This window comes from Kitasatospora sp. NPDC048545 (genome assembly GCF_040651155.1).
In the GTDB taxonomy this organism is placed as follows: Bacteria; Actinomycetota; Actinomycetes; order Streptomycetales; family Streptomycetaceae; genus Kitasatospora.
Genome location: NZ_JBEZIQ010000075.1, coordinates 30510 through 42547, shown reverse-complemented (window position 1 = coordinate 42547; position 12038 = coordinate 30510). Strand labels below are relative to the sequence as shown.

Genomic DNA, 12038 nt, shown 5'->3' with positions numbered 1-12038 from the left:
TACTGGGTGCCACCGCGCTCCCCCGGCGAACTCGGCGAACAGCAGCCCGTCCCGTTCACCGCCCACAGCCGGATGAGCGGCGTCGACCTCACCTGGCCCGACGGCACCACCTGCCTGATCCGCAAGGGCGCCGCGAGCGCCGTCGCCCGCTGGGTGACCGACTCCGGCGGGCATCTGCCCGTGGAGGCCGAGCCGCTGGTCGACCGGATCGCCGAAGCCGGCGGCACCCCCCTCCTCGTCGCCGTCCACGACCGGCACGGCGCCCGCGCCCTCGGCGTCGTCGAACTCAAGGACGTGGTCAAGGAGGGCATCGCCGAACGCTTCGCCGAACTGCGCCGGATGGGCATCCGCACCGTCATGGTCACCGGCGACAACCCGCTCACCGCCAAGGCCATCGCCACCGAAGCCGGCGTCGACGACTTCCTCGCCGAAGCCACCCCCGAGGACAAACTCGCCCACCTGCGCCGCGAACAGGCCGCCGGGAACATGGTCGCGATGACCGGCGACGGCACCAACGACGCCCCCGCACTCGCCCAGGCCGACGTCGGCGTCGCGATGAACTCCGGCACCCCCGCCGCCAAGGAAGCCGGCAACATGGTCGACCTCGACTCCAACCCCGCCAAACTCATCGACATCGTCCGGGTCGGCAAACAACTCCTCATCACCCGGGGCGCGTTGACCACTTTCTCGATCACCAACGACGTGGCCAAGTTCTTCGCGATCATCCCCGCCATGTTCGCGAACGCCTACCCAGGACTGCACCACCTCAACATCATGGAACTGCACAGCCCCACCTCCGCCATCGCCTCCGCGATCATCTTCAACGCCCTGATCATCGTCGCCCTGATCCCGCTCGCCCTGCGCGGCGTCCGCTACCAACCCGCCTCCGCCACCGACCTGCTCCGCCGCAACCTACGCATCTACGGACTCGGCGGACTGATCCTGCCCTTCCTCGGCATCAAGGCCATCGACCTGCTCATCCAGTTCGTCCCCGGCCTCGGATAGCAGACCGGCCCGTCCGTCAGGAGCCCGTCAAGATGGACGTGACCCGCGTCATGGTGGTGTCAGCGCCGGTACAGAGGAGGCCGTTCCGGGGTTCACTGGAGTCATCCGAAGCGAGGAGCACCCGACCGGAGAACCCCCACCGGAGAGACGGAGGCGAACGGCCATGACCGGGACCACCCGAGTGATCGTCGGCCTGAGCGGATCACTGAGCAGCCTGGCCGCCCTGTACCACGCCGTCGGCGAGGCGGCCCGGAACGAAGCGGTTCTGGTGCCCGTCGCCGCGTGGACCGCCGGCGAGCGGGAGGGGCTGCGCCCGAACTCCGAACCGGAACACGCCGCCCGGCGCCGCCTCGACATCGCCTTCGAACAGGCCTACGGCGGCTATCCGTCCGGCCTGGTCATCCACCCGGTGGTGATCAACACCGAGCCCGGGGCCGCCCTGGTCGGCGCCGTCACCGGCCCGGACGACCTGCTCGTCCTCGGTGCCGCCACGCGCCGCCGCTTCAACCGGCTGCGCCACGGCTCGGTCGCCCGCCACTGCCGCCACCGGGCCGGTTGCCGCGTGGTCGAGGTCTCGCCCTCCGCCCTGCTCACCCGCCTCGAACTCCCCGCCCGCACCGGCGCACCGCTGCCACTGCTGGCCCGCTGACCCGGGTACCGGCGGGCGGCCGAACGGTCCGCTCCTCCTTCTGCCCCGATCCCGCCGCCCCTGCCGGGCCGGGCCGCCCGGACGGGCGCCCGACCAGGACGGAGCCGGCGGGATCGGCCGTTCCCGGGTGGTGACGCCGCCCGATGGCCGCGGAACCGGTGACCCGCACTCGCGGCCACCGGGACGACACCGGGCGGCACCTTGCCGTACGGCCGGATTCCACAACTTCGACACCGCTGTCGAATTTGGCATGGCCAGGCTATCCTGACCCGAGGTCCGAAGAAGAGCTCCCTGCCCCGTCGATGAACGCGCCCCGCGGCGCGCCCGACCGGAAGGAGGCGTGACCCATGAGTCCGGGATGACATCCAACCCGCTTCACGCACAAGCATTCTGACGGAACGTCAACACCGATACCGCGCTTCACCGCCGAGCCCGTCAGGGCGTGCCCCGGGCCGCCCGCCGCCGTTGTACGGAAGGTGAATCGCCGCGCCCGCCCGAAAGCCCCGGTCACCCTGCCGAGGAAGAGGTTCCGCATGTCGACGTCCCGGCTCCACCCGCGCCCCGGCGAGGCCGCGGCCCTGCTCACCGTGCTCGGCCTGCTCGTCCTGGAGGAGATCGCCCTCGGCATGGCCGAGGAGGAGGACCGCCCCGTCATCGGCGGCATCCTGATCGGCGCCTCCGGCGCCGGCCTCCTCGTCGTCGGCGCCGTTCTCCTCACCCGCTGGCTCGACGCCCGCCGCCCGCTCCCCCTGCCGCCGCTCGGCCCCAACGGCCGCGAGTACAGCGCCCGCGCCCTCGAAGGCTTCCCGATGGAAGCCGTCCGCCCCCTGCTGCTCGGCGAGGACGCGCCCCAGCTCGGCCAGCTCTACTCCGCCTGGATGCTCGCCCGCACCGGCCGCCCCGCCGCCTGGATCGCCCGCCGCCTCGACATCCCCCTCGACGCCGCCCACCTCCTGGTCGACGCCGCCCGCTCCTCGCAGCTCCGTCAACGCCGCTGACCGGCCGCGGCGTTCGCCTGCGCCACCAGGTACGGGACCAGCCCGCGCTCCGCCAACGCCGCCCGCCAGGCGTCCCGCGCCAGGACCAACTCCCCCGGCCCGTCCGCCTCCTCGCCCGGCGCCTGCGCCGACCGGGCCGCCGTACCCAGCAGCCCCAGCCCGCCGATCAGCAGGCTCACCGCCGCCACCCCGACCGCCACCCACCCGGCACTCACCAGGGCGTGCGCCAGCACGTCCAAGTCCTCCACCAGGCCCAACAGCCAGCCCAGCAGCAGGAAGACCGCCGCCGCCACCCCGGCGACGATCGGCACGATCACCCCCAGCACCCCCCACCAGCCCGACCCGCGCCCCCGTGGCGGCGCCTCCACCGGTAGCCGCGCCACCGCGTCCGCGTCCGCCCGCAGCGTCGCGTACCGCTCGTACTCCGGCGCCGCCGCGGCGAGCACGAACTCCGCGTTCTCCCGCGCCACCCGCCGCAACCACTCCACCCCGCGCGCCTCGGCCCCGCCCTCGCGCAACGCCTCCCGCACCTGCGGAGCTGCGAGCGCCCGCCCGAGCTCCGTCTCGAAGTCCGCCCGATCCTGCTGCGGCAGCCGTAGCGGCCTGTCCATGCGCGTCCCCGTCCTCCGGTCATGTAGTTCTACAGCACTGTAGAACAAGGGGGCGCATCGTAGCAGCCCTGCTCACCGGCGGACTCACCCCTACGTGGGGCCGGGGAGGAACTCCCCCGCCCCACGCGACGGGACGCCCTCCGGCTGATCGCCGCAGGGCGTCCCGGTCCCGAACTCCCCGGGCGCGGCACGGGCGCGGGGCGATCAGGCTCCCTCAGCTCGCGGGCACGGGGGCCGGCGCGGATTCCGGCTCAGGGGCGGCGGCGAGGGGGACGCGTTTGGCGTCGGCCACCGCGGGCGGGGTGGCGCCGATGTCGGAGACGGTGGCGGTGAGGACGGCGTCGACGTCGGGGATCCAGTTGAAGGTCTTGGACTGGACGACGATCTGGCGCTGCTGCTGCGTCCCGTCGCAGATGACGTCCGCCTCGGCCGTCCGGCTGGAGCCGAAGGCGATCGAGGAGGAGTCCTGCGGGTCCTTCTGCTCGACGGAGACGGTGAGCGACCGGGCCTCGGCGCCGACGGAGCAGAGGTATCCGACGTCGACCCGGACCCTCCCGGGCAGTTTCGCGTCGATGGTGGCGTCACCGAGGGTGACGGTGGTGGTGGCGGGTGCCGGGTCGGCGGCCTGGGCGGGGGCGGCGAGGCCGCTGAGGGCCGCGGTCACGGCCGTCAGGATGATCCAGCGTTGCACTGCAACCTCCCTGTGCTGAGGACGGGTTGCGGCCGACGCTAACCGCCCGGCCGGACCACCGCGCGCCGAGACCGTCCGGTCGTCATACCAACAGCCCAGCGCCTCTGCCGCAGGCACCGCACCGCACCGCCGCGCCGCCACACCGCCGCAGCCACCTCACCGCCGCCGGAGCCACACCGCCCAGGTCAGCACCGAGCAGAGCACGTACGCCCCGAGGAACCCGAAGTACGCCGCGTCCCCGTTGTGGCTGGCGAGGAAGGACTGCCGGAACGCCAGGTTCACCAGCACCCCGCCGAAGGCCCCGATCGCCCCGGCGAGCCCGATCAGGGCGGCGGATCGGCGCCGGGCCTCGGTCTCGGCGGCCGTCGGGTCGGCGCCGGCCGCGACCGCCGTGCGGGCGACGGCCCGGTAGTGCGCCGGGATCATCTTGTACGTCGAACCGTTGCCGATCCCGCTGAGCATGAACAGCGCGATGAACCCGGCCAGGAACAGCGGCAGCGAGCCAGCCCGCGACGCGGCCAGCACCACCCCCGTCCCGGCCCCCATGGCGAGGAAGGTGCACAGCGTGACGACCGCCCCGCCGTACCGGTCCGCGAGCCGCCCGCCGACGGGCCGCAGCAGCGAGCCGAGCAGCGGCCCGAGGAAGGTGAGCGCGGCCGCCTTGACCGGGGTGTCGAAGCGCTCGTGGAACTGCACCTGCAGCACCTGCCCGAAGGCGAAGCCGAAGCCGATGAACGAGCCGAAGGTCCCGATGTACAGCGTGGAGACGGCCCAGCCGTACGGGTCGCGGGCGACCTCGCGCAGCGCCCGGCCCTCACCGGACGAACCGGCCTGCGCCGGCGCCAGGTTGTCCATCCGCCACCACGCCCCGGCCGCCGCGAGCACGATCAGCGGGAGGTAGATCAGCGGCAGCAGCCGGGGGTGGGCCGCGCCGGCGGTGGCCAGGACGAGCAGCCCGAGCAGTTGCACGGCCGGCACCCCGAGGTTGCCGCCGCCCGCGTTGACGCCGAGTGCCCAGCCCTTCAGCCGGTGCGGGTAGAAGGCGTTGATGTTGGCCATCGAGGAGGCGAAGTTGCCGCCGCCGACCCCGGCGACGCAGGCGACGGCGAGCAGTGTGCCGTACCGGACGCCCGGTTCCAGCACCAGGGCGGCGAGCGTGGTGGGAATGAGCAGCAGCAGGGCGCTGATCACCGTCCAGGTGCGTCCGCCGAAGCGTGCGACGGCAAAGGTGTACGGCAGCCGCAGCAGCGCGCCGAGCGCGGTGGGGAGGGCGGTGAGGGTGAACTTCCCAGCAGTGTCGATGTGGTACTCGGGTCCGAGGAAGAGGACGAGGACCGACCAGAGGCTCCACACCGAGAAGCCGATGTGTTCGGAGAGCACCGAGAACACCAGGTTGCGGCGGGCGATCCGGGCGCCGGCGCGCTCCCAGAACTCCTCGTCCTCCGGGTCCCAGTCGGCCGGCGGGGCGGGCTTTCTCGCGTCCAGGACGGTGGTCATCGCGCACCCCCGGTCGCGGCCACCCGCACCGGCCAGCGCCGCAGGACGGCGGGCGTGCCGTCGGGGGCGGTGTCCTCGTCCAGGCAGCGCCCGTCGATGAGGTCGTACACCTGCTTGTACATCGGCGAGATGAGCGTGGGCCGGTCGCCGCGGCTGCCGAGCAGGCCCCGGGAGAGGACCGGGGCGCCGCTGAACGGGTCGAGGTTGTCGACGGCGTAGAGCGTTCCGGCGCGGTCACGGAAGAGGGCGAGCTGACCGGCCTCCGGGAGCAGTACGGCGACGCCGCGGCCGGGTTGCAGGTCGGCGAGGGCGCAGACGGTCCGCCAGCCGGTCCCGTCGTGGATCTGTACGGTCACGGGGTGAGCACCTCCAGTCGGGCCCCGGCGACGAGCACCGGGGAGTCGAGGGTGTGGCCGGCCTCGCCGGGGCGGGCGGGCCGGATCTGGCCGCGTTCGGGGACGAAGGTCACGGCGGGGTCGGGGGTGCCGGGGGCGTTGACGAAGGAGGCGAAGCGCCGCATCCGCTCGGGGTCGGCCAGGGTCTCGGCCCATTCGTCCCGGTAGCCGCCGATGTGACGGCTCATCAGTTCGTCCAGCTCGGCGGCGATGCCGAGCGCGTCGTCGAGCACGACGGCCCGCAGGTGGTCCAGGCCGCCTTCCAGCCGTTCCAGCCAGGCCGAGGTGCGTTCCAGCCGGTCAGCGGTACGGATGTAGAACATCAGGTAGCGGTCGATGGTGCGGATGAGCGTGTCGCGGTCGAGGTCGGCGGCGAGGAGGTCGGCGTGGCGCGGGGTCATGCCGCCGTTGCCGCCGACGTAGAGGTTCCAGCCGGCCGAGGTGGCGATGACGCCGAAGTCCTTGCTCTGCGCCTCCGCACATTCGCGGGCGCAGCCGGAGACCGCGGCCTTGAGCTTGTGCGGGGAGCGCAGGCCCCGGTAGCGCAGTTCGAGTTCGATGGCGAGGGTGGTGGAGTCCTGGACGCCGAAGCGGCACCAGGTCTCGCCGACGCAGGACTTCACGGTGCGCAGCGACTTGCCGTAGGCGTGTCCGGACTCGAAGCCGGCGTCGACCAGCCTGCGCCAGATGACCGGGAGCTGGTCGACGGTGGCGCCGAACATGTCGATCCGCTGACCACCGGTGATCTTGGTGTAGAGGCCGTGGTCGCGGGCGATCTCGCCGATCGTGATCAGGCCCTCGGGGGTGATCTCGCCGCCGGGCACCCGGGGGACGACCGAGTACGAGCCGTTGCGCTGCAGGTTGGCGAGGAAGTGGTCGTTGGAGTCCTGGAGGGTGCCCTGCTCGCCGTCCAGGATGTGGCCGTTGCCGAGGCTGGCGAGGATGGAGGCGACGGTGGGCTTGCAGATCTCGCAGCCTTCGCCGCCGCTGCCGTGCCCGGCGAGCAGTTCGGAGAAGCCGGCCACCCCGGTGACCCGGACGATCTCGTACAACTCTGCCCGGGTGTGGGCGAAGTGCTCGCACAGGCCCTTGACGGTGCTGACCCCGGCGGCCTCCAGCTCCTCGGTGACGACGGTGCCGAGCTGCTTGAGGCAGCTGCCGCAGCCGGTGCCGGCCCGGGTGCACTTCTTGACGGCGGCGACGCTGTCGGCGCCCTGCTCGCGGACGGCGGCGCGCACTGCGCCCTGGGTGACGTTGTGGCAGGAGCAGAGCACCGCGTCGTCGGGCAGCGCGACCGCTGCGGCGGAGGCGAACCCGGCGGGCAGGACGAGCTGTTCGGGGGCGACGGTGAGCGGTTTGCCGGCGACGGCGAGCGGGCGCAGGGCGCCGTAGCCCTCGGTGTCGCCGACCAGGACGCCGCCGAGCAGTGCGCCGTCGGTGCCGATGACGAGCTTGCGGTAGACGCCGCTGCGGCTGTCGCTGTAGAGCACGTCGAGGGCGCCCTCGGCGGTGCCGTGCGGGTCCCCGAAGCTGGCGACGTCCACGCCGAGCAGCTTGAGCTTGGTGGAGGTGTCGGCGCCGACGAAGCCCTCGCCCGCGGGGCCGCCACCCTCGCGGTCGAACGCGGCGAGGGTGCGCGCCGCCGTCTCGGCCATCTGGTAGCCGGGCGCGACCAGACCGTAGACCCGGCCGTCGACGGCCTGGGCGCACTCGCCGACGGCGAGGATCGCCGGGTCCTCGGTGCGGCAGTGCGCGTCGACCACGACGCCGCCGCGCGGGCCGACCGGCAGTCCGCAGTCCCGGGCGAGCTGGTCGCGGGCGCGCACGCCGGCCGAGAACACCACCAGTTCGGCGGGCAGTTCGCGGCCGTCGGAGAGGGCGAGGCCGCGGACCCGGCCGTCCGGGCCGGTGAGGACTCCGGCGGCGCCGGCGCCGGTGTGGACGGTGACGCCGAGGTCCTCGATCTTTCGGCGCAGTGCGGCGCCGCCGCCGTCGTCCACCTGGACGGCCATCAGCCGGGGCGCGAACTCGACGACGTGGGTGTCCAGTCCGCCGGCCCGCAGCGCGCCGGCCGCCTCCAGCCCGAGCAGGCCGCCGCCGACGACGACGCCCGTACCGGCGGCCACGGCCCCGGCGCGGATCGCGTCGACGTCCTCGATGGTGCGGTAGACGTGGCAGCCGGGGGCGTCGGTGCCGGGCACCGGCGGCACGAAGGGCACCGAGCCGGTGGCCAGCACCAGGGCGTCGTAGCGGACGTCGGCGCCGGAGCGGGTGCGCACCAGCCGCCGTTCGCGGTCGACCGCGGTGGCCGGGTCGCCCAGCCGCAGGTCGATGCCGTGCTCGGTGAGGAAGCCGGCCGGGCAGAGCCCGAGGTCGTCGGCGGTGCTGCCGGTGAACAGCGCGCTGAGGTGGACGCGGTCGTAGGCGGGCCGGGGCTCCTCGGCGAGCACGGTGACCCGCCAGCCGCGCGCGGCCGGCTGCTCGGTCCAGGCCTCCAGGAAACGCTGGCCGACCATGCCGTGGCCGACCAGGACGAGGTCCCGGACAGGGCGGTCGTCAAGGGTCATCGCGCTACTCCAGTCATGGCGGTTCCTCGGGTGAGCAGGTGCAGAGGGTGGCCGGCGAGTGCGCCGTCGTCGGCGAAGGCGCCGGCCAGCGCGTCCACGGTGGCCAGGTCGCCGAGCAGGATGGCGCCGACCAGGCGGTCGCCGCGCAGGACGAGCTTCTTGTAGCTGCCGCGGGTCGCGTCGGTGAGCCGTAGGACGTCGAGGCCCGGGTCGAGGGTCTCGTCCACGGTGCCGAACGCCGCGTACTCCAGGCCGCCGGTACTGAGCCGGGCGCGCGGGCGGGTGCCGGGGTAGCGGGCGTCCGGTTCGGCGCCGGAGAGCCGGCGGGCGAGCACGTCGGCCTGTTCCCAGGCGGGGCCGGCCAGGCCGTGGACGGTGCCGCGGTGCTCGGCGCAGTCCCCGATCGCGGACACTCCGGGGGCGACCGCCAGGCCGTCGTCGACCAGGACGCCGGTGGCGACGGGCAGTCCGGCGGCGTGGGCGAGCGCGGTGCGCGGCCGGGTGCCGCAGGCCAGGACGACCAGGTCGCAGCCGAGCCGGTAGCCGTTGGCGAGTTCGACGGCGCCGACCCTCCCCGGGCCTTCGGCCGGGGGGACCTGCGTGCCGCCGTGCACGGCGCGGGCACGGTTGCCGGTGTAGCACTCGACCCCGAGCGTCCGCAGCCGCTCGCGCAGCACGTCGGCCGCCTCCGGATCCAGCTGACGTTCGATCAGATGCGGTCCCTGGTGGACGATTTCGGTCCGGACGCCGAGCGCGGCCAGCGCCCGGGCGGCGCTCACCCCGAGGACGCCGCCGCCGATCACCACGGCCCGCCCGGCGCCGACGGCCTCCTCGGCGAGCCGGGTGCAGTCCTCCAGGGTGCGCAGCGTGTGCACGCCCTCGACCAGCCCGTGCCCGTCGGCGCGGCGCAGTCCGCGGACGGGCGGCAGTACGGGGTTGGCGCCGGTGGCGAGGACCAGTTCGTCCCAGCCCTCGACACCCCCGCCGGCGAGCCGCAGCGTCCGGGCCGGCAGGTCGAGCGCGACGACCTCGCAGCCGGGCCTGGCCGTCGCCCCGCCCAGCGGCAGCGCGATCGACTCCGCGTCGTAGCGACCGCTCAGCACCTCGGCGAGCAGCACCCGGTTGTACGGGCCGCGCGGCTCGGCGCCGTACACGGTGACCGTGCCGGGCCCGCCGAGCGCCCCGTACCGCTCGGCGAAGCGGGCGGCCGCCATGCCGCCGCCGACCACGGCGATCCTGGGGGTCATGACGTCACCTCCGGGTGCGCGCGCTCCACCCGGACGGCGCAGATCTTGAACTCCGGCATCCTCGACACCGGGTCGAGCGCCGGGTTGGTGAGGCTGTTGGCCCGGCCGGCGCCCGCCCAGTGGAAGGGCATGAAGACGGTGTCAGGCCGGATCGTGTCGGTGACCCGCGCCGGGGCGACGGCCCGGCCGCGCCGGCTGGTGACCGCGACCGGCTCGCCGTCCGCGATCCCGAGCCCTTCGGCGAGCCGCGGGTGCAGTTCGACGTACGGGCCGGGCGCGGCCGCATTGAGCTCGGCGACCCGCCGGGTCTGCGCGCCGCTCTGGTACTGGGAGAGCACCCGGCCGGTGGTCAGGTACAGCGGGTACGCCTCGTCCGGTTCCTCGGCGGCGGGGCGGTGGGTGACGGCGGCGAAGCGGGCCCGGCCGTCCGGGGTGGCGAAGCGGTCCAGGAAGAGCCGGGGCGTGCCGGGGTGGTCCTCGGACGGGCAGGGCCAGAACACCCCGTCCTCGGCGGCGATCCGGGCGTAGCTGACACCCGCGTAGTCGGCGTCGCCGCCGGCCGAGGCCCGGCGCAGCTCGTCGAAGGCCCGCTCGGCCTCGGCCGGGAAGCCGTCCGGCACGCCGAGCCGGGCGGCCAGTTCGCGCAGCACCCACAGTTCGCTGCGCACACCCTCCGGCGGGTCGACGGCGCGCCGGCGCAGGATCACCCGGCCCTCCAGGTTGGTGGTGGTGCCGTCCTCCTCGGCCCACTGGGTGACCGGCAGCACGACGTCCGCGAGCCGGGCGGTCTCGGAGAGCACCAGGTCGGCGACGACCAGCAGGTCCAGCGCGCGCAGCCGCTCGGTGACGTGCCCGGCGTCGGGCGCGGAGACCGCCGGGTTGGAGCCGGCCAGCAGCAGGGCCCGCACGCCGTCGGGGCGGCCGAGGCCGTCCAGCAGCTCGTAGGCGGACTTGCCGGGGCCGGGCAGCGCGGCCGCTTCGACGCCCCAGACCGTCGCGACGTGCGCCCGCGCCGCCGGGTCCTCGATCGAGCGGTAGCCGGGCAGCTGGTCGGCCTTCTGGCCGTGCTCGCGCCCGCCCTGGCCGTTGCCCTGGCCGGTCAGGCAGCCGTAGCCGCTGTACGGGCGGCCGGCCTTGCCGGTGGCCAGGCAGAGGTCGATCCAGGCGCCGACGGTGTCGGTGCCCTTGCTCTGCTGCTCCGGGCCGCGGGCGGTGAGCACCATGCCGGTCCGCGCCTCGCCGAACAGCCGGGCGGCCTCGCGCAGCCGGTGGGCGGGGACGCCGGTGATCCGTTCCACCCGGTCCGGCCAGTGGGCCATCGCCGACTCGCGGGCCCGGTCGAAGCCGGTGGTGCGCCGCGCCACGAAGTCGTGGTCCACCCGGCCGTCCGCGATCACCAGGTGGAGCAGGCCGAGGGCGAGCGCCAGGTCCCCGCCGGGGCGCGGCTGCAGGTGCAGGTCGGCGAGTTCGGCGGTGCGGGTGCGGCGCGGGTCGACCACGATCAACGTGCCGCCGTTCTCCCGCAGTTCGCGGAAGTAGCGGACGGCGGGCGGCATCGTCTCGGCCGGGTTGGCGCCGACCAGGATCAGGCAGTCGGTGTGCGGGATGTCGGCGAGCGGGAACGGCAGTCCGCGGTCCAGGCCGAAGGCCCGCCGGTGCGCGGCCGCCGCCGAGGACATGCAGAACCGGCCGTTGTAGTCGATGTTGGCGGTGCCCAGCACCACCCGGGCGAACTTGCCCAGCAGGTAGGCCTTCTCGTTGGTCAGGCCACCGCCGCCGAAGACGCCCACCGCGTCCGGCCCGTGCTCGGCCCGGGTCCGGGCCAGCCCGGCCGCGACCCGGTCCAGCGCCTCCGGCCAGCCCGCCGAACGCAGCGGCCCGCCCGGCCGGTCCCGCAGCAGCGGGCCGGTCAGCCGGACGCCCCGGGCCAGCAGCGCGGGCGCCGAACGGCCCTTGCCGCAGAGCGCACCGCGGTTCACCGGGAAGTCCGGGCGCTCCAGCACCTCGACCGGAAGCGCCTGGGCCGGAAGCACGTCCGCCGGACGCGCCCCGGCCGGGAGCGCCGCCCCCGGAGCGGCTCCGCCGGGTGCGCCGACGCCCGGCGACAGCCGCATGCCGCACTGCAGCGAGCAGTACGGGCAGTGCGTGTCGATGGCGGCAGGCGGGGCCGCGGCGGCGTTCGGGCTGGTCAACGTCATGCCGAGAAAGCTCGCCGCCCGCTGTTTCGCGACCGGGTCGCGGATGTTGCGGGCGCGGTACACCTCGCTCACGGCCCCCGGGCGCCAGGGTGCACGGCCCGACATCTGCCGTAACCGCAGCGGCACTTTCGCTTACCGGCAGGTGACGGCCGGGCAATCCCGCCGTAACACGTGAAGCGG

Annotated in this window: 10 protein-coding genes; 3 read left to right on the top strand and 7 right to left on the bottom strand. The window is 74.5% G+C overall.

Annotated elements, in window-relative coordinates:
* The 3 genes from AB0D10_RS41210 to AB0D10_RS41200 form a co-directional block, all read left to right on the top strand.
* The coding region (locus AB0D10_RS41210; RefSeq protein ID WP_360266563.1) for an HAD-IC family P-type ATPase at nt 1-1005 on the top strand (1005 nt) is incomplete at its 5' end.
* 163 nt (nt 1006-1168) lie between these two features.
* Nucleotides 1169-1654 (top strand): universal stress protein, encoded by a 486-nt coding sequence (locus AB0D10_RS41205; protein ID WP_360266560.1) that lies wholly within the window; start codon nt 1169-1171, stop codon nt 1652-1654.
* Between the two features lie 533 nt (nt 1655-2187).
* Nucleotides 2188-2652, top strand: coding sequence for a hypothetical protein (locus tag AB0D10_RS41200; RefSeq protein WP_360266557.1), 465 nt, complete (start codon nt 2188-2190; stop codon nt 2650-2652).
* Here the strand turns inward: AB0D10_RS41200 and AB0D10_RS41195 are convergent.
* From AB0D10_RS41195 to AB0D10_RS41165, 7 genes are all read right to left on the bottom strand, one after another.
* On the bottom strand, nt 2640-3263 hold the full coding sequence (locus tag AB0D10_RS41195; protein ID WP_360266554.1) for a hypothetical protein: 624 nt from the start codon (nt 3261-3263) through the stop codon (nt 2640-2642). The genes AB0D10_RS41200 and AB0D10_RS41195 overlap by 13 nt on opposite strands.
* 214 nt (nt 3264-3477) lie before the next feature.
* Nucleotides 3478-3954, bottom strand: coding sequence for a hypothetical protein (locus AB0D10_RS41190; protein ID WP_360266552.1), 477 nt, complete (start codon nt 3952-3954; stop codon nt 3478-3480).
* A gap of 156 nt (nt 3955-4110) precedes the next feature.
* Complete coding sequence (locus tag AB0D10_RS41185) at nt 4111-5451, bottom strand: nitrate/nitrite transporter (protein ID WP_360266549.1); 1341 nt, start codon at nt 5449-5451, stop codon at nt 4111-4113.
* On the bottom strand, nt 5448-5807 hold the full coding sequence (nirD, locus tag AB0D10_RS41180) for a nitrite reductase small subunit NirD (RefSeq protein ID WP_360266546.1): 360 nt from the start codon (nt 5805-5807) through the stop codon (nt 5448-5450). The genes AB0D10_RS41185 and nirD overlap by 4 nt, the downstream gene beginning before the upstream one ends.
* On the bottom strand, nt 5804-8413 hold the full coding sequence (nirB, locus tag AB0D10_RS41175; RefSeq protein ID WP_360266543.1) for a nitrite reductase large subunit NirB: 2610 nt from the start codon (nt 8411-8413) through the stop codon (nt 5804-5806). The genes nirD and nirB overlap by 4 nt, the downstream gene beginning before the upstream one ends.
* Entirely contained in the window at nt 8410-9660 is a 1251-nt protein-coding gene (locus AB0D10_RS41170) for an FAD-dependent oxidoreductase (protein ID WP_360266540.1), read from the bottom strand. Before AB0D10_RS41170 ends, nirB begins: the two co-directional genes overlap by 4 nt.
* Entirely contained in the window at nt 9657-11858 is a 2202-nt protein-coding gene (locus AB0D10_RS41165) for a molybdopterin oxidoreductase family protein (protein WP_360266571.1), read from the bottom strand. The genes AB0D10_RS41170 and AB0D10_RS41165 overlap by 4 nt, the downstream gene beginning before the upstream one ends.
* Nucleotides 11859-12038: the final 180 nt, after the last annotated feature.

Bases quoted from the DNA above. Each gene is read 5' to 3' on its own strand.
- AB0D10_RS41205 (WP_360266560.1), top strand. From the start codon at position 1,169: ATGACCGGGACCACCCGAGTGATCGTCGGCCTGAGCGGATCACTGAGC.
- AB0D10_RS41200 (WP_360266557.1), top strand. From the start codon at position 2,188: ATGTCGACGTCCCGGCTCCACCCGCGCCCCGGCGAGGCCGCGGCCCTG.
- AB0D10_RS41195 (WP_360266554.1), bottom strand. From the start codon at position 3,263: ATGGACAGGCCGCTACGGCTGCCGCAGCAGGATCGGGCGGACTTCGAG.
- AB0D10_RS41185 (WP_360266549.1), bottom strand. From the start codon at position 5,451: ATGACCACCGTCCTGGACGCGAGAAAGCCCGCCCCGCCGGCCGACTGG.
- nirB (WP_360266543.1), bottom strand. From the start codon at position 8,413: ATGACCCTTGACGACCGCCCTGTCCGGGACCTCGTCCTGGTCGGCCAC.
- AB0D10_RS41170 (WP_360266540.1), bottom strand. From the start codon at position 9,660: ATGACCCCCAGGATCGCCGTGGTCGGCGGCGGCATGGCGGCCGCCCGC.
- AB0D10_RS41165 (WP_360266571.1), bottom strand. From the start codon at position 11,858: ATGACGTTGACCAGCCCGAACGCCGCCGCGGCCCCGCCTGCCGCCATC.